Origin of the sequence: Cytobacillus purgationiresistens (assembly GCF_030813235.1) — a bacterium.
In the GTDB taxonomy this organism is placed as follows: domain Bacteria; phylum Bacillota; class Bacilli; order Bacillales; family Cytobacillaceae; genus Cytobacillus; species Cytobacillus purgationiresistens.
In genome coordinates, this window is the sequence record NZ_JAUSUB010000002.1 from 87,385 (window position 1) to 112,654 (window position 25,270).

A 25,270-nucleotide genomic window follows, 5' to 3' on the forward strand; every position below is an offset into this window, starting at 1 on the left:
TAGCTTTATTACATATACGTACAACTATCCATTAAGGTTTCCTTTGATAAGTCCAAACCCGATTATGGTTCGAATTATCCGGGAATAACTCTCCTGCATTTAATTTAATTTTTTGCGGATCATTCACAGTGCTGCCAGTCTCACCAATTTCGACATATACTCCATTATTCGGTGCTTTTTGACCTGATTTGAATTGTCGATTCTGTCCCATATTAATCCTCCCTTTTTATTTGATTCTTTATTATTATTTCCATGAAAAGAGGCATCATAAAGGTAATTCAAGGGAATGAACGAATACGTTAAAAATGTGTAAAAGTTTGGTAAATACGGTTTACATGGATAGAATAACTATTGTTAAATGAAGAAAATGATTAGATTCTGGAGGATATTGAATGGAAGAGTTCGTTTTGCTTCTCAAATATTTATTATTAGGCTTATTGCAAGGTTTAACAGAACCTATTCCTGTGTCTTCAAGTGGTCATGTGGAAATCGCGGCGTATTTTTTTGACCTGGATATCCAAGGCATGAGTTTTGCTATTCTCGTTAATACCGCATCCCTCATAGCTGTTCTTTTTATTTACAGACACGATATCATTAGACTTGTGCAGAATGGCTTACTTTATTTAAAGACAAAAGATAAGCAGGCGGAAGCCGATTTTCGTTTTATTATTTACTTAATTATTGCCACCATACCTGCAGGAGTCATGGGCGTTCTATTTGGAGACTATCTTACAGGCAATATTCAAACAGTGGGCTTTACTCTAATCATCACTGGTATTGCTCTGTGGCTGATCCGTAATTTAAAGGGTCGGAAAAATGAGAAAGATCTATCATTTAAGGATGCCATCATTGTAGGACTTGCCCAAGCTGTCGCTCTTATTCCTGGAATCAGTCGTTCAGGAGCCACTATTGTAGCAGCCATTGGACTCGGGATGAAACAGGAAACGGCTTTAAGGTTTTCATTTCTCCTATATATTCCTGTCAGCCTTGGAAGCATGATTTTAGGGTTCAAGGATATTTTTGCAGACCCTAATTTGGACACGCTCGCCTTGCCATATACGGTCGCTTTTATGGCTTCATTGGTCGCCTCCTACTTTGCCCTCAAATGGTTTATGGGCATTATGGCGCGGGGAAACTTAAGATACTTTGCTATATATTGCTTTATTGCCGGACCTCTTGTCATTTTACTTTCCTAAAAACAAATAATGAAATACGCAAAAGATGATTAATATTAATCGATCTTTCGTTTACCACTTTCGAATAGAAAACAGCCAAGAAGAATTTATCTCCTTGGCCATTTTCCCCTTTTTAAAGTAACTCTGAGAGCAATGCTTTTTGTGCATGCATGCGATTACCAGCTTGTTGAAACACTGCTGAATGGATACCATCGATCACTTCAGCCGAAACTTCTTCACCCCGGTGTGCAGGCAGGCAGTGAAGGAATAAATAATCTTCGTTTGCATGTTGTACTAGTGTTTCATTCACTTGATAATCTTTAAAAACACTGAGTCTAAGTTCATTCTCTGTTTCTTGACCCATACTCGTCCAGACATCTGTATAGATGACATCCGCATTTTGTACAGCCAAGTTTACATCATTTTCAACTTTGATTTCCGCTCCGCTAACTGCTGCAAATCCTTTCGCAAGCTTAACAACAGACTCTTCAGGTTCGTATCCCTTTGGGCATGCTACAGTCATATTCATGCCGACTTTAGCCGCTCCAATCATAAGTGAGTGAGCAACATTATTGCCATCGCCTACATAAACACATTTTACTCCTTCTAGTTTACCTTTTATTTCTTTAATCGTTAAAAGGTCAGCTAACGCTTGGCATGGATGATAAAGGTCTGTCAGTCCATTGATAACAGGAATCGTAGCATGCTCAGCCAGCTCCTCTATAATGTCATGAGAAAATGTGCGTATCATAATCGCATCTACATAATTAGAAAGTACCTTTGCTGTATCAGCAATTGTTTCACCGCGTCCCAGCTGCATATCTTGGCTATTCAAATATAATGCATGACCTCCAAGTTGAAGCATCCCTGCTTCAAATGATACCCTTGTTCTTGTTGATGATTTTTCAAAAATCATTCCAAGGATTTTACCTTTTAGAGGCTCTTCGTCCTGATGATTGTTATTTTTCATTTGATAGGCCTTTTCTACAAGCCCTTTAATGACCTCAGGAGAATAATCGGCCAACGTTAGCAAGTCTTGCCCTCTTATATTAAGTTTCTTTTCGCAAATAGCTGCAGTAATCACAGTATACTCACTTCCTTATTTTTTTCATTATGCCAATCCTGAATAGAACAAACTTGCCAATTATCTTCCTTCTGAGCTTGCAAAAAGGCTTCCATTGTCTCAATCTCTGTAAAGGTAATAATTCTATTTTTGACAGCAAGCTCACGCATTGCTTGATCTTCTGAAGATTGTTGCGGGTTAAACAACGCTACCGGTTTAATTTCAACCCAGTTTTCTACTGTTGAAGCAAGGATAATTTTCGTCTCCGATTGTTCAGCAAGCAAACGCAAATCCTCAGGAATAGGTGCATCCTTCCACACGATGATTTTCTCATCAACCTTCCCTACATTAAATACTTTTCTCATTGCTTGACTAAATGTCGGAGCAAGTGAGATTCCTTCTCCAGTAGACTTCATTTCTGGCCCTACTTTTGAATCTAACCCCTTCATGGCATAATTCGAGAATACTGGATATTTAACACAAACAAATGGTGTGTTCTCTAAGTTAGGCAGTTCATCCTTCGCAAGAGCGTAGTTACCTAACAGTATCTTTGTCGCAATTTTCACGAGTGGTATGCCAGTTACTTTACTTACTATTGGCACTGTACGACTTGCCCTGGGATTGACTTCAAGCAGGAAGACATCCTCTCCATCGACAATATATTGAATATTCATTAACCCCTTATAGCCCAGTTTTTGTACGATCGCTTGACCATAGGCAATCATTTTATCCTGTACTGATTGTGTCAGGCTTCTTGGTGGGAGAACGGACATACTATCACCCGAATGTACGCCTGTTTTTTCAATATGTTCCATTACTGCAGGAACTGCTATATGGTAGCCATCCGCCGCCAAGTCAAGCTCAGCTTCATAGGCTTGTAAGAACTTATCGACCAAAACTGGATAAGGAATATCATGCTTTTGTTGATACTGGGCATATTCAGCTTCATTCGCAATCACTTCCATCCCTCTGCCTCCGATTACATAGGAAGGGCGGATAAGGACTGGAAAACCGATTTTTTTGACAGCTTCATGAAGCTCTTTTTCGGCTGAAACTACATATCCTTCAATATGAGGGATATTTAATTCATCCAATAGTTCGTAAAAAAGCTCACGGTCTTCTAAAGCATCAATTGTTCTTGAATTGGTTCCTAATAAAGTGATCCCATAGCTTTCTAACTTTGCTGCAAGGTTTAATGCTGTTTGCCCGCCTAATTGTACGATGACTTCAGTGATGCCTTCTGTTTCAATGACATTTAACACATCTTCAAGAATGAGCGGTTCAAAGTATAAGCGATCCGCAGTCGTAAAGTCAGTGCTCACGGTTTCAGGGTTATTATTGATCATCACTGTTTCTACACCAGCTTCTTTTAAAGCAAAAACACCTTGAACAGAACAATAATCAAATTCAATTCCTTGGCCGATTCTAATTGGGCCGCTACCGATAATGAGCACTTTTCGTTTATTACTCATTGTTTGTTCGTTTTCACCAAAATAACTGGAATAAAAGTAATTGGACTCAGCAGCAAATTCAGCTGCGCATGTATCAACCATTTTATATACAGGGAGTACACCCAGCTGCTTTCTTTTCTCACGTATCGCAAGCTCGGATACTTTCCACACTGACGCTAAATATTCATCGCCAAAGCCCTTTTCCTTTAACCTTTGCATTTCGCTCTTATTGACTCCCTCATATGATAAAGAGGCGATGTTCTCTTCCATATCAACAAGATGCTTAAAAGAGTTCAGGAAAAAATTATCAATCTTTGTTTTGGCTTTAAGCTCATCAACCGCCACCCCTCTGCGAATAAGTTCGAGAATGATAAAGAAACGCTCATCCGTCTGCTCCAATAGCATGATTCCTAATTGATCAACTGAAAGCTTACTTAAGGAAGGGGATTGTAAATCCAGACCTTTTCCTTCTAATGAATGAACAGCCTTTAAAAGCGCTCTTTCCAAATTGCGGTCAATGCCCATTACTTCTCCAGTTGCTTTCATTTGCGTTCCTAGCTTACGCTCTGCGTGTGGAAACTTATCAAATGCCCATTTAGGAAACTTGACGATAACATAATCAAGTGCTGGTTCGAAGCTGGCAAATGTATCTCCTGTTACAGGGTTAATTATTTCAGAGAGATGGTACCCTACCGCTAATTTCGCTGCCATTCTTGCGATTGGATACCCTGTCGCTTTAGAGGCTAATGCAGAAGAACGGCTTACCCTTGGGTTCACTTCTATTAAGTAATAACTTTTGCTGTTGGGATCAAGTGCAAACTGGATATTACAGCCGCCGATAATGCCTAATTCAGAGATTATTTTAATAGAAGCAGATCGGAGCATTTGATACTCATCATCCGTTAATGTCTGGCTTGGTGCAACAACAATTGAATCCCCAGTGTGAATACCAACCGGGTCGATATTTTCCATATTGCAAATTGTGATGCAAGTATTGTTAGCATCGCGCATGACCTCATATTCAACTTCTTTAAAGCCAGCGATACTTCGTTCAACAAGAACCTGCGTGATTGCACTTTCTTTTAGTCCGCCTTTAACTAGGGACTTTAATTCATCCATATTATTCGCGATACCCCCGCCTGTTCCGCCTAGAGTATAGGCAGGACGTACGATGATTGGAAAACCAATTGCATCTGCAAATGCAATGGCTTCCTCGATTTCATGGACGATTACACTTTCAGGGACAGGTTCATTCAAATCCTTCATCAGCTGCCTGAATGCTTCCCTATCCTCGCCTTTTTTAATGGCTTCAATGCTGCTGCCAAGTAGATTAACTTTATTCTTTTCAAGAATCCCAGCCTCACTTAATTGAAAAGTCAGGTTTAGGCCAGTTTGACCGCCTAATGTCCCTAAAAGCCCATCTGGCTTTTCTTTTTCAATGATCTTTTCCAAGCTCGCAACAGTAAGCGGTTCGAAGTAAATTTTATCGGCAAACGTTTGATCTGACATGATTGTCGCAGGGTTATTATTAACTAAAATGACTTTATAACCTTCTTCTTTCAGGGCTGCACAAGCTTGTGTGCCAGCATAGTCAAACTCTGCTGCTTGCCCGATTACGATGGGCCCTGATCCAATGACTAGAATAGACTGGATACTGGTGTCTTTAGGCATAAGCTCTAACTCTCCTCTTCTCCTCGGTGATCATCATTATAAATTCATCAAATACATAATTAGTATCGCCTGGACCCGGATGTGCTTCCGGATGAAATTGTACAGTCTGGATCTTGAAAGTCTCATGCATTAAACCTTCAATCGACTGATCATGAAGATTCACGTATCTTTTTATAAACCCTGTTCCAAATAAGCTGGCTTCATCAACGACATAGCTATGATTTTGTGAAGACATCATAACCGTTCCTTTTTCTAAGTCTGCAATTGGATGATTTGCCCCACGATGTCCAAAAGAAAGCTTTTTCGTATTTCCGCCCATTGCTAATACGGATAGCTGATGACCCAAACAAATCCCTAGTGTAGGATATGTTTCTAGCACTCTTTTAATATTGAATAAATAATTGACGAGCTCTTTTGGATCGCCAGGACCGTTTGAAAGGACAATACCGTCCGGATTTAGCGAATTTATCTCATCGAAACTTGTATGATATGGTACCGATGTAACGCAGCAATTCCTTTTCACTAAAGAATCGATGATAGATTTCTTCGATCCAAAATCATATAGGACAATATGAGTATCTCCACTTCCGTATGTCTCATGTTTGGTTGAGGATACTTTATAAACCTTTTCATCCTTCTGTAATACTATTTCCTTTGCATTGAATGAAGGGTCAGAGGACATCACAGCTGGCATCGATCCCTCTGATCGGATTTTTTTAACAATCGCTCTTGTATCCATATGGCCCATAAGTGGGACATCCCACTTATTCAAATATTCTTTTAGTGAATAAGCTGATTGATAATGAGATGGCTTTTCACTTCCCTCATACACAATCACTCCTGCCACATGGGGCTTCTTGCTTTCAAAATCACTTTCATTGATACCATAATTTCCGATTAACGGATACGTAAACACAATGATCTGATCTTTATAAGAAGGGTCTGTTAGGACTTCCTGATATCCTGTCATACCTGTAAAAAAGACAATCTCTCCTTCAATATTCTTCTTTGGCGGCTCTGATAGCCATTCGCCTTCATAGCTGTGACCACTTTGTAAATGCAAGTAACCTTCCATCTTCTACACCTCATGTATGACTGTATATTCATTTATAATTATTTATTTTTATACATTTTATTGTTTAAATAATCAGCCTATACGGCTGTTTTCGAAAGTGCTTTTATCGCAGCTGCTATAGTTGCTACCGCTTGATCGATTTCTGTAATAGAAACAGTTAAAGGCGGAAGCAATCTCAATACGTTTTCACCTGCCGGTAGAGTAAGGAGTCTCTGATCTCGTAATTCCTTTAATAAAAAAGGCAGGTTTCCCTTCACTTCAATGCCGATCATTAATCCTAAATGTCTAATTCCCTTTACTTCAGGTACATCCCCTAACAATTCTTGTAGCTTATTGACGATATACTCGCTTTTTTGCTGAACTTCATTTAAGAAACTTTCTTTGAAAATAGTATCCATTGTAGCAATGGCAGCCGCTATTGCAATTGGGTTTCCTCCGAATGTCGAGCCATGACTTCCTGGGCCAAATACATCCTTTAATTCCTTTTTGGCAACAACGGCTCCTATCGGCATCCCGCTTCCGAGGCCTTTTGCACAGGTAATGATATCTGGCTGCAGTTGATAATGTTGAAAAGCGAAGGCTTTTCCTGTTCTGCCAATCCCTGTTTGAATTTCATCTACAATTAGCAGGGAACCATTTTGATGACAAAGCTTTTGTACCTTGTTCAAGAAGGTTTGAGTTGCAGGATGGATGCCGCCTTCACCCTGAACAATTTCAAGCATGACTGCTGCTATGTCTTCATCCATCACCTGTTCTAATGTTTCAATTTCATTAAAGTTCGCATACATAAATGTTTGCAGCATCGGACCGAAACCTTGTTTAACTTTATCCTGACCCGTGGCTGCCATCGTAGCAAATGTACGCCCATGAAAAGATTGATTAAACGTAATAATCGTCTCTCTGCCAGTCGCTTTCCTTGCCAGCTTAATCGCTGCTTCATTTGCTTCTGCACCACTATTTGAAAAGAAAACAAAATCCAATTCCGCTGCTGCTGCCAACTTTTTAGCAGCTGTCTCTTGCTGCTCTTGTGTAAATAAATTCGATACATGCCAGAATTGATTAAGTTGGTTTGTAATGGCTGTTTGCACAACTTCAGGACGATGGCCAAGATTACATACTCCGATTCCCGATGTAAAATCCAAATACTTTTTACCATCTTTACCGGTCATAATTGAACCTTCAGCAAAGTCTGGTTCCACTTCCCATCTCGCATAGGTAGGAAATAAATGACTCATTGCAGCACCCCCGATTTTTTCGTGATTTTTGTTCCGTTCCACATCGTTCCATCAAAAAATTCATTTTTTCCAGAAACAATCATGACACTCTGTAATCCATGCTCTAACGCAGATACGGCTGACGAAACCTTCGGAATCATTCCACCTGAGATTTGACCGGATTTAATATGTTCATTTACTCCCGCTGTATCAAGCTCGAGCGCTAGAACTCCATCAATGAGTACACCTTCTACATCAGTGACAAAAATACAACTCTCTGCATCGATTGCCTTTGCAACTGAAGCTGCCGCAAAATCTGCATTTACATTGAGTTTTACACCGTTTTCAGTCATCGCAATCGGTGTTATGACAGGAAGATAATGGTGATTTAGAATAATATCCAAAAACTCCGTTTTCACCTGATTAATTTCTCCTACAAAACCTAGCTCTTGTTCATTCATATAATCGGCTTGTAAAAATCCATAATCGCTTCCATTGATACCAACCGCTTTAAATCCGTTTAAATGCAGCATCGTCGTTAGCTTCCTATTTGCTTGCCCAGATAATACCATCTCAACGATTTCCATTACTTCAGCAGTTGTCTTTCTTAATCCATTTACAAATTCCGACTTCACTTGATGAATCTCTAACATTTTATTTATATCTGGGCCTCCGCCATGAACAAAAATTAAGCGATAGCCTGCCTCCTCCAGATTCTTCATGCTTTCAAAGAAAGATGGAGATAACTCATTCATCACGCTTCCCCCACATTTGATGACGATACTTTTCAAAGGGAACCCTCCTTATGTTCGATAGCTGGCATTGATTTTCACATAATCATAGGACAAATCACAGCCCCATGCCTTTCCACTTCCTTCACCTAAATGAAGGTTCACAAGAATATCTACCTTATCATTTTGCAAGTAGAGCGTTGCTTCCTCTTCTGAAAAAACTTGTGGTTCACTATTTTTCAGCATGATAATCGGTCCAATTGCAATATCAATTGCAGGACTTGCTTTCACACCACTTTTCCCTAATGCAGCGATAATCCTTCCCCAGTTCGCATCTGCCCCATGAACGGCTGTTTTCACAAGGTTTGATCCAACAATTTGCTTTGCTGCGATCCTAGCTGCATCATTTGTTTCTGCTCCTGATACTTCCACTTCAATTAATTTCGTTGCACCTTCGCCATCCTTGGCTATCTCCTTTGCAAGGTCCTCACAAGTTTTTGCAAGCAGCTGAAGGAATGATGACCATTCTGGATGGTCTGGCGTTAATGGTGAATGACCGCTCTTTCCATTCGCCATGACCAAAACCATATCATTTGTCGATGTATCTCCATCAACAGTAATTTGATTAAATGTTTGATCTGTGACTGTCTTTAATGCCATTTTGAGATGTTCACTTTCAACTAGGGCATCTGTTGTTATAAAAGCTAGCATCGTAGCCATATTCGGATGAATCATACCAGACCCTTTTGCTGAACCTCCCATATACACTGTTTTTCCATCAATTTCTGCTGAAAAACAAGTTTTTTTCATTACTAGATCTGTCGTTAAAATCGCTGTTTGAAATGCCTCTGCACTATGGTGACCATTGTTAGGTTCTAATAATTGAATACCAGATTCAATCTTATCCATTCTCATATATTCTCCGATTACACCAGTCGAAGCTACCGCTACATAATTGCTTTTCAAGCTAAACCTCTTAGCTGTTAACTCCCTCATTTGATAGGCATCATCCAGCCCTTGTTGACCAGTACAAGCATTTGCACAAGCACTATTGACAACGATTGCTTGGATTAATCCCTCTTCAGCTATGCTCTCCTGTGTAATTAGGAGTGGTGCAGCTTGGAAGCTGCTTGTTGTATATACTGCAGCACATTGTGCAGGTGTTTCGCTGATAATCACACCCAAGTCCTTTTTTGAATAGCGCAATCCTGCATGAACACCTGCTGACTTGAACCCCTTAGGCGTATTAATATTTCCATCGGCTACTTTTGTAATCTTTGTTGATTGTGACAAACCTTGCATTTGTTTCCTTCCTCCTTATGGATAAAGCGGGATGAAATCAAGACCCGTTGTTTCGTTTATGCCAAACATGATATTCGCATTTTGTACAGCTTGCCCTGCTGCTCCCTTCATTAAATTATCAATTACCGAAATAATTGTCAGTCTGCCTGTTCTCTCATCAACATTGAGGCCAATATCACAATAATTCGATCCTGCCACTTCTTTTACTGAGGGATAGTTCTTTTCCGTCCTGATTCTAACAAATGGACATTCATTATACACATTTTCATAAAATTCCAATAATTTAGAGGTTCTACAGTCATTGTTTAGTTTTACATAACTAGTTGTCATAATTCCTCTTGTAATAGGCAAGAGCTGGGTTGTAAAAGTGATAGGCTTGATCCTTTCGTTCCATTGCAGCAATTGCTTTTCAATTTCTGGTGTATGTTGATGCTCGTTGACTTTGTAGGCCGAAAAATTCTCATTAGCCTCTGAAAAACTTGATTTTCTGGATGGGGATCGTCCTGCTCCAGAAATACCTGACTTGGCATCTACGATTATACTGTCTGGGTCAATCATATTTTCTTTGATAACTGGAGCCAAACTGAGTAATGTTGCCGTTGGATAGCAACCAGGATTTGCTATGAGGCTTGCTCCTTTTATTGCTTCTGCATTCCACTCTGACAATCCATATATTGCTTCATCTATTAATTCCTGTGAAACAGGGTCCTTTTTATACCATTTCTCATACTGTCCAGCTTCAATTCTTAAGTCGCCTGATAAATCAATCACTTTAATATCTTTATCAACGAACTTTCCTGCTAATTGTCCAGAAATCCCAGATGGTGTTGCAAGAAATACAATATCTGCATTCGCTGCAATTTCATCTGGATGAATACCTTGTAACTTTTGATTAACAATTTTATATAAATGAGGGTATTCATGCCATATCGGTAAATCTTCTTTCGTAGAATGAATAGATTGAATTTCAAATTCAGGGTGGTGATTCAAGATTCGAAGCAGCTCTGCTCCTCCATACCCAGTTGTTCCAATAATTGAAGCTTTCATGATTTCACCCTTCTTATTGTATATTTATAAATTTATATTTATATTTATGAATTGTGTATCTAATATTATAGATAGTTCAGAATAGAAAAGCAACCATTTTTTATGAAAATGTGCTTTCTCATTATTCTTTTCATCCTTTATAACTACATGACTTCCAGATTCTAATATTTTTATAATCAGATTTTCTCGAATGAATCTCATTCCTAAAATAAAGGAGATTCTTAAAGTCATTAGGTTCCTCAGTAGCTCTCCATTTATAAAAAATGGGCTAACCAAGTTTATTGGTTAACCCATTTCAATATTGTTAAAATAGTTTATCAAATATGCAAATCCCTCTTCATCATTCACTTGAAAGAAGGGAATTTTTTTATATTTTGCTTGCAACCCTCTAACTGCTTCTTCCCAATAAAAAACCATAACGATATGATTTAAGGTTTCCAGTAATTCTGCATCATCCATACTTCTTAATAGAACTGCTTTTGGGAAGGAGGCTTTTTTATGGCCTTCAATAAGAACAATTTTCGGGCCTAACCTTGAAGCCAGTGCAATTTGCTCAGATAGTGCCCATTCTGCTTTTTCAGCTTGCAATACTAAGCTGCCGTCTCCTTCCACTATTGAAGCGAGGGCACCTGAGCGCATATGCTGTGCAGTATCTTTATTTTCTGCAATATCAGGCCTTCCCCCATGACCATGATGTTTTAACGTCACAACGGAAAGCTCCCTATCTGCAAGCTGTTTTATCAATTTTGTCACTAATGTTGTCTTTCCGCTATTTTGATAGCCGACGATTTGGAAGACTAATGGAGGATTTACCATGGCCATTCGCTGCCAGTAAAATCCTCAAGCATAAACACATCCACTTCATTATTTTCCCCATACCCTCTAGTCCCTCCAGGAAGTGCCATTAATGCATTTGCACCTGCAAGACTCATTACAATATTGGATTTATCGACTCCGCTTGGGGAAGTAATCAATTGACCGTTCTCAACAGATACTGTTGCTCTGACAAAACGAGTAAATGGATTAGCTTTTGGAAAATCTGCTTTTAAAATCGCTGTTTCTTTCCTTAAATGCGGTTTCTGTGACAAAAGCATATATCGGATAATTGGCCTTGTGAATAATTCAAAGCCTACATAACATGCGGATGGATTGCCAGACAATCCGAACAGCAGCTTGCCATTTAATTGTGCAACCGTTGTGACACTGCCCGGGCGCATAGCTACCTTATTAAATAGAACCTCTGCTTCCATTTTTTTATAAATAGCAGGTAAATAATCAAAATCACCGACAGACACGCCGCCTGTTGTGATCAGCATATCCACTTCATCAACTGCTGTTTTTACTGCGTTATAGCAAGTATCAAACTCGTCAGCAAGCTTACCGTAATACTTGACCTCTGCACCCGCTCTTTCAATTTGTGCTGCAAGCATAATAGAATTGCTGTTTCTTATCTTCCCTGGCTGCAGGTCATCATCAACTTCTAATAATTCCGTACCTGTGGCAAATAAACCAATCACAGGCTTCTTTACAACTGGTACTTCTGCATAGCCAAATGTCGCAAGGATCGCTTGAATGCCCGGGTTAATCCTTGTTCCCTTTTCTACAAGGGAATCCCCCTTAAGCGCATCTTCACCTTTAAATGATACATTGTCCCCGTGCCGATAGCTGCGTTTGATTGTCATATGTGGTTTACCATCTTTCTCATATGTCTTTGCCAGCTCAAGCATGACCACCGCATCACAATTTTCAGGCATTTGAGCACCAGTCATTATCCGAACAGCCTGGAATGGGCCTATTTCCTTACTAGACACATAGCCTGCACCAATATGATCGACCACTTCAAACTCCACTTCATTGGATAACGATGCTGTTTGGGTATCAGTAGAGCGGACAGCGAAGCCATCGTAAGGTGAGCGGTCAAAGTGGGGAACATCACTAGTCGCTTTTAAATCCTCGGCCAAATAACGATTGTTACTTTGGGTAATATGTACAAACTCCACTTCTCCTTGCTGTTTAAACTTCATTAATTTTTGTACCGCTTCGCCGACTTGTATCGGTGTCCTTCTTTCAACAACCATTTAAATCTGCTCCTTTTCCACTCAATCTAAGTTATGTAAAAACTCTGAGCTTCTCAGCTCAGAGTATGATGTGCTATTCAACATCACATTTTCAAGTAGATGCTCTTGCGTTAACCGCCAATATAAGACATTTCCAGCTTCTTGCGTTTCGCTCTTGTCTCATCTGTTCGTTCATCTGAGTATCTGTCATTTCGCTTATGCCAAATGCCACTGACAAAACCTGAGATGTCTTCATCTGTTACGCCGGACCTTATAAATGTTTTAATATCATGTCCTTCTCCATTAAACAGACATGTATACAGCTGGCCATTCGCCGACAATCTTGAACGCGTACAGCTGGAGCAAAATGATTCCGAAACAGATGTAATAAAGCCTACATCCACATTTGTTCCTTCATATCGATATCTTTTTGCTACCTCACCAAAATAATCTGGGTCGACTGGTTCTAAAAGATAATGCTCTTTCAGCATGTCATAAATCTCTTTCTTCGTAACCACATCATCCATCCGCCAGCCGTTCGTACTGCCAACGTCCATATATTCAATAAAGCGGAGCTGCAATTCGTTGTCTTTACAAAACTTCGCCATCGGAATAATTTCTTCATCATTTAACCCTTTTTTCACAACCATATTGATTTTTACGCCTAAACCGGCTTCTTGAGCTGCTTTGATTCCTTTAATCACGGGCTTTACCCCTACATTACGGCCATTAATTTCTCCAAATAGCTCATCCTTCAAGCTATCGAGACTAATATTGACCCTTTGCAGTCCGGCTTCCTTTAGATCTTTCGCATACTTAGGGAGCAATACACCGTTTGTCGTTAGACCGATATCGCTTAATCCCTCAATTTTTGCAAGCTTTGCCACTAGTGTCGGCAATTCTTTTCGCAATAAAGGTTCCCCGCCAGTCAATCTTATTTTCTCAACACCAAGTGAGACAAAGATTTTTGCTAGTCGTTCAATTTCTTCATATGATAATAGCTCATTTTTAGGCAAAAAGGCGAAATCCGGCCCAAAAATTTCTGCAGGCATGCAATATTGACATCTAAAGTTACAGCGATCAATGACTGATATTCTTAAATCCCTTAAGGGCCTATTCAACTCATCTGTAATATTCGATTTACTCATCCAATCAACTCCGTTTATTAAAGGTGAATATTTCACCAAAAGCTTATGTCCTGTATAGGGTTTCCTCTTTCATATCAATCAATTTTTCACAGAACCAAAATTAAAACTATATTGTATTAGAATACATCATCATATTTCTAATGACAACTGAATGAGATGTACACAATCACATTATCGAAAAATTATGAATAATAAAAGTATCTTAACCTCCATAAAGAAAAAAGAAAAACAGCAGGTTTTACTCTGCTGAATTCATCATTCCTTATTAAAAGCAGGATTACTCTTTTCTAGACGAATATTCCTTACACTCATTTAGTCTTAATCTCTCACACCTAAGGCGATTTTTGCATATCTAGACATTTTGTCTTTTGACCAAGGTGGATTCCACACAATATTGACTTCTGTTTTCTTTACTTCAGGAATATCTGTTAATGCACTCTTTACTTGATCTACGATGGTGCCTGCAAGCGGGCATCCCATTGACGTCAACGTCATATCAACTTCTGCGCTGCCTTCCTCGTCCATTCTTACATCATAAACCAACCCAAGATTAACAATATCTATTCCTAATTCAGGATCCACTACAAGCTCAAGTGCACCCATGATGCTTTCTTTTAAATCATTATCCATTTTTCTACACTCCCTCATTCAAAAACTCTGATTATACCTATAATAACAAATTAATTTAAAAAATAAAGGAAGAAGGTTTAAATATAATCCTCAAACCATTGAACCGTTCTAATTAAGCCTTCTCTGCTTACTTTATGTCCTGCTTGCTCATCGCTGATGAATTTAATTTTTTCTGGCGTATCATCGTACAATGGCTTTACTGTTTCAAAGAAATCATAGGCATGTACATATGGCACGGTGGTATCCTTCTTCCCATGCCAAAATAATAATGGGCGCTTATTTAATTTTTCAGGCTGCATGCTTATATCCAGTTCTCTTATTTTACCCAGTAATTGCTGAATTTCATCCTCGTTAAGTGGAATATCTACACCATTTTTCTTCAACGCATCTATTTGCCAAAGTGCAAACTTCTCATAATAAGGCATCCCCATTAAGCTGACTGCTGCCTTTATCCATTTATATTGCGTCATTGCCCCTAACGTAACGATGCCACCCATAGAGGTGCCCGCAACGCCGATTCTCGCTTCATCAACAAGGCCGTCTTCTAATAAAGCATCCTTCACAACTTCTAGTTCAGAAATGGTGTTCATGACAATATCCCAAAAATGAATCTGTAAGTTAGCATCATTCAGACCTGCATTTCGTTCTCCATGGTAAATCGCCTCTGGCAAAACTACTCGGAATCCCTTTTCTGCCATTAGATAGGCGTAATGGAGATTATGTTCCTTTGCACTTGTAAAACCATGAACAAAAAGAATCAATGGCAGCTTTTCATTCCAATTCGACTGTTCTGCAACATGAAGTACAGGTATGTTTTTTATGTTTGTATGCTCGATATTAATCATCTTTTTGTCCCCCTATGTAAAGATTATATAAATATAATGTAATTTTTAATGAAAAAAGAGTGATTTCTTTTACATCCGACACTATAAATTGGTAACATAGTGTAAATTGGTCTTTTAAAATTATTTTTCATACAGTTTGAAAAATTTTACTGCCAACCAAGTTTACCATGGAAAAAGGGATTCCCAAAACTTTTATGCTTAAATAATCAATATTTGTTAAGAAGGAGACGTTATGGTAAAAAAACATTTAATCGCGCTAGATCTTGATGGAACTTTACTTAAAGATAATAAAACCATATCTCAGAAAACCAAAACAGTGATTGAAAAAGCTCGTGAGCAAGGTCATGAAGTCATGATAGCCACTGGCAGACCATACCGCTCAAGCGAAATGTATTATAGAGAGCTTAAATTAACAACGCCAATTGTAAACTTTAATGGCGCTTTTGTTCATCATCCGCGCAATAAACAGTGGGGAATCCGACATTCTCCGCTCGATATCAAGATTGCAAAAGAAATTGTAGAAGCCAGCCAAGATTTTAACTCTTATAATGTGATCGCAGAGGTACTGGATGATGTATATCTCCATTACCATGATGAAAAGCTTCTGGATATCTTTAATCTCGGGAATCCTCAAGTAACCACAGGCGATTTGCGCGAGTTTCTCAACGCGTCGCCAACGAGCATGCTGATTCATACAGATGAAGCCCACGTAAAGCAAGTCAATAAACACTTATCAGATGTTCATGCAGAAGTCATTCATCACCGCAATTGGGCAGAGCCTTTTCATATCATCGAAATCGTTAAAGCTGGCTTGAGTAAAGCCGTAGGATTGCAGCACGCATGCGACTATTTGCAAATTCCTAAAGAAAGAGTCATTGCCTTTGGGGATGAAGATAATGATTTAGAAATGCTTGAATTTGCAGGATACGGAGTTGCAATGGGGAATGGCATCGATCAAGTAAAAACGATTGCTAATGAAGTGACCCTTTCAAACGAAGAAGACGGTATAGCTGTTTACTTAAACGATCTGCTTCAATTAAAAGCGATATAAGCAGCATCCAATATCTGCCCTTTTGAAAAGAGGAATTTAGTATATACTAATTAACGAAGCAGCAAGGCTGTTTCCAAACTCTTATTCAAAGGGGAGATTCGAATGGGTAAACGTAATAAATCGAAACGATTTGTTCAACAGGGTGCTGACACGGTTTCTAAGCATGATGAACGTATACCATATCATTCCACATATGCAGAGGCTGAAGCAGAAAAGCTAAAAAATGTGAATGAATCTTCCCTTGGGGGAATTTAAATTCAGTAAAGCAAAAGCTGACATTTTAGAATGTCAGCTTTTTTGCTTTAGGCGTTTTCATATACTTCGTTGCTTTTCGTAGGTAGTGGTTGATTTCCTCTCCAGGGTGCTCGCTTTCCGCGGGGGGGGGGTGAGCCTTCTCGTCCGCTTCACTTCGGGGTCTCACCTGTCCCGCTGTTTCCGCAGTAGTCTTGCACCCTTTTCGCTCCAATCAACTTTTTTTCAATGGTTTGTCTTATCAAGAAAAGAGCCTTGCTTTAAAAGGACTCTAATAATACTGGAAAAGTATTGACCATTTTCCCATTTGATTTTTCATAAAAGTAAGCAATGATTGATCCATTCTCAGGAAGTTTTTCTTGCTTAAGCAGAATATTAATTGCAAAGTCTTCCTTGTCTGACGAGTGTAGTTTTTCACTTATTAATTGATGATGACCATCCTCAACCGTATAATAAAATGGCTGCTTAGAATGGTGCCTGCCCACTACAGTATATTCTCCATCATGACCCGATACCCTCATATCACTGAAGGATTGATTTAAAGGCGGCAGCTGGAAGCTTGTTTTTGCTTTTAAATCTGCCTGCAAGCCACTTGGCTGTATAACCTGCCCTGTTAAATTAGCCTCTATTCGATAGTCCCCTTCACTCACCCTTTTACCATCTTTCATATAATCCCATTTCTCTTGCCATTTTTTTGTTTCTTTAGGCTGCAATTCAAGATTCTGTATGACTTGCAAAAAAGACTTGCCTTTTGAATAATCATAAACAATCTCCCCATTCTCATCACGAATGACAAGCTCATACCTTTGTGATGTAGGGAACTCCAAAGTAACCGTTTGATCTGATGAATTTTCAACAACAAGATCCATCTCAAGTGCATCCATACCTGGATTTGTATAAATCTCAAAAGTTATCGGCATATTCGTTTGATTAGCTTCCATCAAATACTGCCCTGGAAGAAAAGAACTCATCATGATGCCAAAAGCCAGCAGTAAATGCAGCATAATTACCTCCTTATAAGAAAAGTGGAGGTGGCTCGCTCAGCCCCGACAAGCTTAAGGCGCGCAGGAAATGAAGGTGTTCTTTCCTTCAATTCCTGCGTGACTTATGACCTCGAGGGGCTAGCCACCGGAACTAGACAATCCGAAATGTGGAGGTGGCTCGCTCAGCCCCGACAAGCTTAAGGCGCGCAGGAATTGAAGGTGTTCTTTCCTTCAATTCCTGCGTGACTTATGACCTCGAGGGGCTAGCCACCGGAACTAGACAATCCGAAATGTGGGGGTGGCTCGCTCAGCCCCGACAAGCTTAAGGCGCGTAGGAAATGAAGGTGCACTTCCCTTCAATTCCTGCGTGACTTATGACCTCGAGGGGCTAGCCACCGGAACTAGACAATCCGAAATGTGGAGGTGGCTCGCTCAGCCCCAAACTCAAATTACAGTAGAGAAAAAACCAACAGATCTATACAACAATTTAGTCTTTCCTAAATACGCCATACACATCAGAAGTATTTACAATGTTTGTAAATGCTTCAGGATCCACCTCTTGAATCGTCCTTTCCAAATCAAATAATTCATACCTGGAGATTACTATCATAAGCATTTCACGTTGTTCATTAGAGAATGCCCCTCTGGCAGGTATGATTGTAATTCCACGCACAAGACGATTATGAATAGCCCTTTTCATTTCATCTTGTTTTTTAGTAATGATCATCGCAGTTAATTTTTCATGTCTGGTATGAATAGCATCAATAACTCGTGTTGAAGCATATAGAGTTACGAGTGTATATAAAGCTTTCTCTCCTCCATATAAAAATCCTGCTGTAATAATAATAATGGCATTTAAAGTGAAAAAATATGTACCAATTGGTCTGTCTTTCACCCTAGACAGTATCATGGCAATAATATCCATACCACCAGTAGATGCCCCCCACTTTAGAGTTATGCCGACACCCACTGCAGCTATGACACCTCCAAAAACAGCATTTAATAAAATATCATGTGAAACTTGAACGACTGGGATGATTTCCATAAATAGTGACATGAGAAATACACTAATAAAACTATGGATTGTAAACGAACGTCCAACTTTTTTCCACGCAAGAATCGTTACAGGAATATTCAATACAAATAATAATATCCCTGTTGAGACAACCCCGCCTAAAATACTTGACAATAACTGCGCGACACCAGTAAATCCGCTGGCATAAACATTTGCAGGGATTAGGAAGAAGTTCATTGCAAAAGCATTCAGAACAGCACCTATAAATACGACAATTATTTTTTTAGTTTCTAACCAAGCCATAATAACCTCCTCATACTACTTATGTTTTCTTTACCCAAGTTTATATTTTTCAATACATTTGATTGTTTTTTTCTAGGAAATTCTATACACTTAAATCATCTACACATATGAAAGCAGGTGAATAGGTATGTCAGTAAAAATCTTAGCTGACAGCGCGTGTGATTTACCGTTAAGCTTTTTTGAAGAAAATGATGTGACACTTATTCCTTTAAAAGTCCATTTGGGCGATGAAGAATATGATGACATTATTACAATTGATTCAAAAAAGATTTATGATGCCATCCGTGGTGGACAGGTTCCAAAAACATCTCAAGCATCCCCCTTACTATTCGAAGAAATCTTCACTGCAATGGCAAAAAATAATGAAGACGGCATTTATATAGCATTTTCTTCCGAGTTATCAGGTACATATCAGACAGCTGTCATGATGCTAGATCAAGTAAAAGAAGCATATCCAGATTTCAAATTGCAAATCATTGATAGCAAATGCGCTTCTCTGGGGCATGGCCTCGTTGTCAAGGAAGCAGCCAAGTTTGCTAAAAACAATGTTGCGAAAGAAGAAATTATTAAGGATATTCAATTCAGATGTGAACATATGGAGCATTTATTTACTGTTAATGACTTAGAATATCTTGCAAAAGGCGGACGCGTTTCTCGAGCTTCTGCATTTCTTGGCGGATTATTAAACATTAAACCTCTTCTGAATGTTGAAGACGGAAAGCTCGTTCCCATTGAAAAACACCGAGGCAAGAAGAAGCTCCTTCGCAGAATTATTGAAATCATGAAGGAACGCGGTGAGTCGTTAGATCAGCAGCTCATTGGCATTAGTCATGGTGATGATGAAGAAACCGCTCTTGAAATGAAAGCCTTAATTGAAAAAGAATTAAATGTTAAGCAATTTTATATTACTCAAATCGGCTCAGCAGTAGGCTCACATGCCGGCGCAGGAACGATTGCAATCTTCTTCCTAAATAAACTTAGCGATTAACGCACTCATACATACTTCTTTCCATTCTACGAACAATAAGTGTACGATCTTATTTCACTTGAATGGAAGGGAGTTTTATTTATGTCTCATACTACAGATAATGATAAAAAAGCGAAAGATAATAACGCTTTCCGTCATGAAAAGAATATGCAGGAAGACAAAAATCGCAAAGCAGGCAAAAAGCAATTCTCTAAGAAAACAGATCATTTATAATCATATATCTTAAATAGAAAAAAAACGAGCGCATGAACGGCTCGTTTTTTTATTTATTCCTGTTCTTCTTTTTGTTCCTTCTCATAGGTCCATCCATCTTTTTGATAAACCCGTCCATCCTTCATCAAGCGGCCAAGCGCACGCTTGAAAGAAGCTTTACTCAACTGAAAGCGGTCTTTAATATCTTCTGGTGTGCTTTTATCGCTATAAGGCATGGCGCCATTGCGCAATGCAAGATAAGAAAGAATGACATCTGTGTCATCGTCCAACGTTTCCTGTTTTCTCGGTATTAAAGAAACATTAATTGTGCCATCTTCCTTCACATCAATGATTCTACCTTCTACCTTTTCACCAAGTCTTGGCTCCACTTTTCTCTGAGATTCATGGATAAAGCCTTTATAGCCTTCAGCAGTATAAACCCAGCTACCGACTTTAGCTGTACGATAAATAAAGCCGTGAATATTATTATTATAGCTGTCACGATCTGCTTTTTCAGAAATTTCCTCAATAATTGGATCGGTAGCCAACTTGACATAAATCCGATTATTTCTATTCACTCTTAAAGTAATGTAAAGCGTGTCATCCACTTCTGGCCATACTGAACGATGAGCTGGTAAATCCTCTTCGCCAAGCAGCATGTCCTTTTGTACGCCTATATTAATAAACACGCCGATCCCAGGCTTGACATCACTTACTTTTGCCCATCCGTATTGACCAACCTGAATTTCAGGGATGTTCGTTGTTGCTGAGATTCTGCCTTGAGAATCAATATAAAGGAAAGCCTGCACCTCTTGCCCGTCTTCTAATGGCTCTTCCACCTCATTGTTATGAAGAAGCACGTCCTCTTGTCCATCTGTTAAAAAATAGCCAAAAGCAGCTTGTCTTGATACCATTAATGTTGTTGTCTGTCCTATATACTCAAATAAAGCCATTAAAAATCCTCCTAAGTTGTTCACATTGCTATATTTTACTATAATGAGAACATAAAGTGAAACCTCTTTTCAAATAGAGTGTTTTATTTATACATAAGAAAAGTGTAAAAGGAGGCTGTAAAGGCTTATGGCTAAAGAAAGTTCATTCGATATTGTTTCAAAAGTTGATTTTTCAGAAGTAACAAATGCCATTAACATTGCGATGAAGGAAATTCAAACAAGATATGATTTTAAAGGCAGCAAGAGTCAAATTTCTCTTGATAAAGAAGAACTTGTTCTTATCTCTGATGATGAATATAAGTTAGATCAATTGAAAGATGTATTGATTAGTAAAATGATTAAACGAGGCATTCCCATTAGAAACCTCGATTACAGCAAAATTGAAGGGGCATCAGGTGGTACTGTTCGTCAAAAAGCAAAACTGATCCAAGGCATCGATAAAGATAATGCTAAAAAGATAAATACGATTGTAAAAAATAGCGGCTTGAAAATTAAAAGCCAAATTCAAGATGATCAAATTCGCATCACTGGTAAAAATCGTGACGACCTGCAACAAATTATCGCTGCAGTTAAGGAAGCTGATTTGTCTGTCGATGTACAATTTATGAACTATCGTTAAACAGCCCTTTTTATGGGCTGTTTTTTTATAATGAAAGCTTCCATATACTCATTTACGATTTTTATTTAAAAATGGTTCTAATAGATGGTTAAAACATCAAGTTCCCCTTTTTCATCGAAGAATGGTTTTAATAGCCGGATTAGAACATGATATTCCGCTTTTTCACCGAAAAATGGTTCTAATAGCTGGATTAGAACATGAAGTTCCCCTTTTTCACCGAAAAATGGTTCTAATAGCTGGATTAGAGCATGAATTTCCCCTTTTTCACCGAAAAATGGTTCTAATAGATGGATTAAAACATGATATTCCGCTTTTTCACCAAAAAATGGTTCTAATAGATGGATTAGAACATGAATTTCCGCTTTTTCACCGAAAAATGGTTTTAATAGTCGGTTAGAACATGTATTCCGCTTAGTACTTTTCCACTTTCCGCCTTTCACTTGGCAGTCTCTTCAATCTTCTTTATTTCCTAAGATGTTTTTTTCATCATAAATAGGGAATGATTTTGTTATTGGAGGATGAAAAAATGACAAACGATTCTAATGTTCCACAAAATTTTCCTGCACAGCATCAAAATGTGCAACCTGGGCTTGAGGAGAAAATGCAGCCCGAACCTATCTATATAGATCAAAATTACAAATCAGCTGGAAAGCTTGAAGGTAAAGTTGCAATTATTACTGGCGGTGACAGCGGGATTGGAAAATCAACCGCCATTTATTATGCCAAAGAAGGTGCAAATATTGTCATCGTCTATTTAAATGAACATAAAGATGCTGAGGATGCGAGAAAGCTTGTAGAAGAAGAAGGCAGTAAGTGTTTACTAATCGCTGGTGATATTGGGGAAGAATCATTTTGCCAAGGCGTTGTCTCTCAGACGATAGAAAAGTTCTGCAGCATTGATATTCTTGTTAATAATGCTGGAGAGCAGCATCCGCAAAAGGACCTTCTAGATATCTCTTCACAGCAGATGGAAAAAACATTTAAAACAAATATCTTTTCTATGTTTCATCTCACTAAGGCCGTTCTGCCTCATCTAAAAAAGGGCGATAGCATTATTAATACGGCATCTGTGACTGCCTACGGTGGCCATAAAGAGCTGATTGACTATTCTTCAACAAAAGGTGCCATCGTATCCTTTACGAGATCACTAGCCCTCTCTCTAGCAGATAAAGGCATCCGTGTGAACGCCGTTGCGCCAGGACCGATTTGGACTCCATTAATACCTTCAACATTTTCCGCCGACCAAGTCGCTCAGTTTGGAAAGGACGTTCCATTAAATCGGGCTGGCCAACCCTTTGAACTAGCACCCACCTATGTTTATCTTGCAAGTACTGACTCCAGTTACGTAAGTGGACAGGTTCTCCATGTGAATGGAGGCAAAGTTTTGAATGGATAAAAAAAAGAGAAACTCCGCTGATGCTTCATCAGTGGCAGTTTCTCTTTTTTTTATTCTGGTTGATTCTTTCCGCCTCTCTTTTTAGCAAAGAAAAGAAATAAGAAGAAAGCAAAAAGGACTCCTAGAAGTGTAAAACCGTAAGTCAAATTAAATCCTGCTTTATCCGTTAAGACATAAACCTCTGATTCTTCACGATTCAAAACAATGTGGTACTCATCGTCCTCATTGCTTCGGACGAGATCTCCAGCCAATAGACCTCTTAACTCCTTATTAGAATCTAGTTGTTCAGCTGTAAGAATTGCGTCTTTTGTGCCTGTTGTATTATTAATTACAACAACGGATGTTTCATCTTTATATTCGCGCTTATAAATAGTAAACCCATTCTCTTCAACAAGAACTTCCATTGATCCTCTAGTAATTGATGGAAGCCTATTTCTTACTTCTGATAATTTACCAATATACTCGATTAATTCCTTATCTGTACGAAAGTCCATTTGCTTCCTGTTATCTGGTGTTTCTCCACCATCTAAAGCAATTTCACTTCCATAATAAACAATTGGAATTCCCGGAGCTGTGAATAAATAAGCAAGCGCCGTCCTCCATCTTGGTCCAGGATGCTGATTAATTGAAACTGGATCTCTGGTAAATCTCACCATATCCTGGTTGTCCAAAAATGTTCCTAGCTGGTAGGGATTTTCATATGTATTCATATTTGTTTCTAATTGATCTAAAAGCGCTGTCATCGGAAGATCTGGCTCGACAAATGCTGCTCTCCTCGTTTCAGCTGATGGATAATCGGCAAAACCATCTATTCCAGTACTTTCATAAGATGTAATTGATTGCGGATCATTCGACAATACCTCACCTAAGAAATAAAAGTCATTTTTCGTCTTTTTCACCTCTGAAACAAAGTCAGTTAAAAAGCTCTCAGAAGCTAACTGAACTCCATCAAGACGATAAGCATCAATATCAGTTTCTTCTATCCACCACTTGGCTGCATCAATCAAATATTGGTTTACTTCAGGATTGTCATGATTTAATTTAGGCAACCCTTCTGCCCAGTCCTTATCAACTTTTTCCATCTTCTCAAGTTCATCTTGTTCTTCAAACCACTCTGCTTTTTCAGAATCACTTACCCACGGATGCTCCCTTCCGACATAATTGATTGGGAAATCAAGCATGACTTTAATTCCGCGTTCATGCGCTTCTTTTACAAGTTCTTGAAATTCTTCGATTGAACCTAAATGCTCTTCCGTTTCATAAAAATCTTCAACCCAGTAGCCATGATAGCCCTTGTTTTCGTTTTTAAAAATCGGGCTTAAAGCAATTGTTGTAAAGCCAAGGTCGCTGATATGGTCGAGACGATCGATTACCCCTTTAAAATCACCGCCATGATAAGCTTCCGGGTCCTTTACATCCACTTCATAATCATTACTATTATCACGATTGCTAAAGCGATCGACTATAAGATAATATATTGATTCATCCTGCCACTTTTTCTCTTCTTTTTCAACTGCACTAGCTGGCAGTGCAGCAAAAAGAAGCAACGGAATCATAATGAGAGAGATTATTGTTTTTTTCATCGCCACTTCTCCTCGTCTTTAGTATTTCGTATATTTATAACCTGCTTCTATAGGTCCAACCCTTTTAGATTAGCCTTTTGTCATGCTCTCGTCAAACGGTTGTTTAAAAAAGACATACATATTTCAATATTTAAGACTACTTCTAGCAAAATACTATTTATAGTGCGCCCTAGTTCAATCCTCGTATAATCTTTCTTTGTACCCTTATTAGAAAAAAACAATCGCATCCCTTTACTTTTTCCTCATTATTCTTTCCGGTGCAGCGAGCGCTGGATTTTTTATAACATCACTCTTTTCCCGGTAACTGAGTCATCATTATTCTTCTTTTATTGTTATTCGTCGTTGAAAACAGTGTTGACAAGAGTGAATAGTATGGCTCATTCTTTTTCACACAATTTTACGCACTCAATCCTGGGTTGGTTGGGGTTAATTATCGTTTATTTTCTACCTTCTCACTTGATTTGGCGCTGAGTTGGGCGTTATTATCTCTTTTTTTCTACCTTCACTTGATTTGACACTGAGTTGG

The 25,270-nt window shown here is 38.8% G+C and carries 25 protein-coding genes; 7 read left to right on the forward strand and 18 right to left on the reverse strand.

Annotated features, from left to right (window positions below):
* Positions 1–31 precede the first annotated feature (31 nt).
* The gene (locus J2S17_RS02985; protein WP_307471776.1) at positions 32–211 is read right to left on the reverse strand and encodes a YjzC family protein; all 180 of its coding nucleotides are present in this window, start codon (positions 209–211) and stop codon (positions 32–34) included.
* A 181-nt stretch (positions 212–392) separates the two neighbouring features.
* Between J2S17_RS02985 and J2S17_RS02990 the strand changes: the two genes are divergently transcribed.
* A complete protein-coding gene (locus J2S17_RS02990) occupies positions 393–1,196 on the forward strand; it encodes an undecaprenyl-diphosphate phosphatase (protein WP_307471778.1) in 804 nt (267 codons plus the stop codon).
* 112 nt (positions 1,197–1,308) lie between these two features.
* Here J2S17_RS02990 and argF read toward each other — a convergent pair whose 3' ends face one another.
* The 12 genes from argF to J2S17_RS03050 all read right to left on the reverse strand — a co-directional run bounded on the left by argF (position 1,309) and on the right by J2S17_RS03050 (position 15,409).
* Positions 1,309–2,259 carry an ornithine carbamoyltransferase gene (gene argF / locus J2S17_RS02995; protein ID WP_307471780.1) on the reverse strand — a complete coding sequence of 317 codons (951 nt, stop codon included), beginning with the start codon at positions 2,257–2,259 and terminating at the stop codon, positions 1,309–1,311.
* Positions 2,256–5,360 (reverse strand): carbamoyl-phosphate synthase (glutamine-hydrolyzing) large subunit, encoded by a 3,105-nt coding sequence (gene carB, locus J2S17_RS03000; RefSeq protein ID WP_307471781.1) that lies wholly within the window; start codon positions 5,358–5,360, stop codon positions 2,256–2,258. Before carB ends, argF begins: the two co-directional genes overlap by 4 nt.
* Positions 5,353–6,435 carry a carbamoyl phosphate synthase small subunit gene (locus J2S17_RS03005; RefSeq protein ID WP_307471783.1) on the reverse strand — a complete coding sequence of 361 codons (1,083 nt, stop codon included), beginning with the start codon at positions 6,433–6,435 and terminating at the stop codon, positions 5,353–5,355. Before J2S17_RS03005 ends, carB begins: the two co-directional genes overlap by 8 nt.
* Before the next feature lie 77 nt (positions 6,436–6,512).
* Positions 6,513–7,670: an acetylornithine transaminase gene (argD, locus tag J2S17_RS03010; RefSeq protein WP_307471785.1), complete on the reverse strand. Its 1,158-nt coding sequence runs from the start codon at positions 7,668–7,670 to the stop codon at positions 6,513–6,515.
* Entirely contained in the window at positions 7,667–8,440 is a 774-nt protein-coding gene (gene argB / locus J2S17_RS03015; RefSeq protein WP_307471787.1) for an acetylglutamate kinase, read from the reverse strand. The genes argD and argB overlap by 4 nt, the downstream gene beginning before the upstream one ends.
* Before the next feature lie 12 nt (positions 8,441–8,452).
* The gene (gene argJ / locus J2S17_RS03020) at positions 8,453–9,682 is read right to left on the reverse strand and encodes a bifunctional ornithine acetyltransferase/N-acetylglutamate synthase (RefSeq protein WP_307471788.1); all 1,230 of its coding nucleotides are present in this window, start codon (positions 9,680–9,682) and stop codon (positions 8,453–8,455) included.
* A 15-nt stretch (positions 9,683–9,697) separates the two neighbouring features.
* Positions 9,698–10,729, reverse strand: a complete 1,032-nt coding sequence (argC, locus tag J2S17_RS03025; protein WP_307471790.1) for an N-acetyl-gamma-glutamyl-phosphate reductase — start codon at positions 10,727–10,729, stop codon at positions 9,698–9,700.
* 285 nt (positions 10,730–11,014) lie between these two features.
* A complete protein-coding gene (gene mobB, locus J2S17_RS03030; protein ID WP_307471792.1) occupies positions 11,015–11,551 on the reverse strand; it encodes a molybdopterin-guanine dinucleotide biosynthesis protein B in 537 nt (178 codons plus the stop codon).
* Complete coding sequence (locus J2S17_RS03035) at positions 11,539–12,807, reverse strand: molybdopterin molybdotransferase MoeA (protein ID WP_307471794.1); 1,269 nt, start codon at positions 12,805–12,807, stop codon at positions 11,539–11,541. Before J2S17_RS03035 ends, mobB begins: the two co-directional genes overlap by 13 nt.
* 110 nt (positions 12,808–12,917) lie before the next feature.
* The gene (gene moaA, locus J2S17_RS03040) at positions 12,918–13,934 is read right to left on the reverse strand and encodes a GTP 3',8-cyclase MoaA (protein ID WP_307471796.1); all 1,017 of its coding nucleotides are present in this window, start codon (positions 13,932–13,934) and stop codon (positions 12,918–12,920) included.
* Positions 13,935–14,252: 318 nt separating this feature from the next.
* Entirely contained in the window at positions 14,253–14,564 is a 312-nt protein-coding gene (locus J2S17_RS03045) for a metal-sulfur cluster assembly factor (protein WP_307471797.1), read from the reverse strand.
* Positions 14,565–14,641: 77 nt separating this feature from the next.
* Positions 14,642–15,409: a prolyl oligopeptidase family serine peptidase gene (locus J2S17_RS03050; protein ID WP_307471799.1), complete on the reverse strand. Its 768-nt coding sequence runs from the start codon at positions 15,407–15,409 to the stop codon at positions 14,642–14,644.
* A gap of 232 nt (positions 15,410–15,641) precedes the next feature.
* Between J2S17_RS03050 and J2S17_RS03055 the strand changes: the two genes are divergently transcribed.
* Together J2S17_RS03055 and J2S17_RS03060 are read left to right on the forward strand one after the other, a co-directional pair.
* Complete coding sequence (locus J2S17_RS03055) at positions 15,642–16,460, forward strand: Cof-type HAD-IIB family hydrolase (protein WP_307471801.1); 819 nt, start codon at positions 15,642–15,644, stop codon at positions 16,458–16,460.
* 102 nt (positions 16,461–16,562) lie between these two features.
* Complete coding sequence (locus J2S17_RS03060; protein WP_307471803.1) at positions 16,563–16,715, forward strand: hypothetical protein; 153 nt, start codon at positions 16,563–16,565, stop codon at positions 16,713–16,715.
* Positions 16,716–16,972: 257 nt separating this feature from the next.
* On the opposite strand, the gene J2S17_RS03065 is transcribed toward J2S17_RS03060, so the two are convergent.
* Together J2S17_RS03065 and J2S17_RS03070 are read right to left on the reverse strand one after the other, a co-directional pair.
* Positions 16,973–17,716, reverse strand: a complete 744-nt coding sequence (locus J2S17_RS03065) for a BsuPI-related putative proteinase inhibitor (RefSeq protein ID WP_307471805.1) — start codon at positions 17,714–17,716, stop codon at positions 16,973–16,975.
* Positions 17,717–18,182: 466 nt separating this feature from the next.
* Positions 18,183–19,013, reverse strand: a complete 831-nt coding sequence (locus J2S17_RS03070; RefSeq protein ID WP_307471807.1) for a YitT family protein — start codon at positions 19,011–19,013, stop codon at positions 18,183–18,185.
* Between the two features lie 127 nt (positions 19,014–19,140).
* On the opposite strand from J2S17_RS03070, the gene J2S17_RS03075 reads away from it, so the two are divergent.
* Both J2S17_RS03075 and J2S17_RS03080 read left to right on the forward strand, forming a co-directional pair.
* Entirely contained in the window at positions 19,141–20,001 is an 861-nt protein-coding gene (locus J2S17_RS03075) for a DegV family protein (protein WP_307471809.1), read from the forward strand.
* 81 nt (positions 20,002–20,082) lie between these two features.
* A complete protein-coding gene (locus J2S17_RS03080; protein ID WP_307471810.1) occupies positions 20,083–20,214 on the forward strand; it encodes a DUF3941 domain-containing protein in 132 nt (43 codons plus the stop codon).
* A 53-nt stretch (positions 20,215–20,267) separates the two neighbouring features.
* On the opposite strand, the gene J2S17_RS03085 is transcribed toward J2S17_RS03080, so the two are convergent.
* Complete coding sequence (locus J2S17_RS03085; RefSeq protein WP_307471813.1) at positions 20,268–21,146, reverse strand: CvfB family protein; 879 nt, start codon at positions 21,144–21,146, stop codon at positions 20,268–20,270.
* Between the two features lie 127 nt (positions 21,147–21,273).
* Between J2S17_RS03085 and J2S17_RS03090 the strand changes: the two genes are divergently transcribed.
* On the forward strand, positions 21,274–21,765 hold the full coding sequence (locus J2S17_RS03090) for a YajQ family cyclic di-GMP-binding protein (RefSeq protein WP_307471814.1): 492 nt from the start codon (positions 21,274–21,276) through the stop codon (positions 21,763–21,765).
* Positions 21,766–21,842: 77 nt separating this feature from the next.
* Here the strand turns inward: J2S17_RS03090 and J2S17_RS03095 are convergent, their stop codons facing one another.
* Entirely contained in the window at positions 21,843–22,205 is a 363-nt protein-coding gene (locus J2S17_RS03095) for a hypothetical protein (RefSeq protein ID WP_307471816.1), read from the reverse strand.
* Positions 22,206–22,291: 86 nt separating this feature from the next.
* On the opposite strand from J2S17_RS03095, the gene J2S17_RS03100 reads away from it, so the two are divergent.
* The gene (locus J2S17_RS03100) at positions 22,292–23,161 is read left to right on the forward strand and encodes an SDR family oxidoreductase (RefSeq protein WP_307471818.1); all 870 of its coding nucleotides are present in this window, start codon (positions 22,292–22,294) and stop codon (positions 23,159–23,161) included.
* Positions 23,162–23,211: 50 nt separating this feature from the next.
* Here the strand turns inward: J2S17_RS03100 and J2S17_RS03105 are convergent, their stop codons facing one another.
* The gene (locus J2S17_RS03105; protein ID WP_307471820.1) at positions 23,212–24,744 is read right to left on the reverse strand and encodes an alpha-amylase family glycosyl hydrolase; all 1,533 of its coding nucleotides are present in this window, start codon (positions 24,742–24,744) and stop codon (positions 23,212–23,214) included.
* Positions 24,745–25,270: the final 526 nt, after the last annotated feature.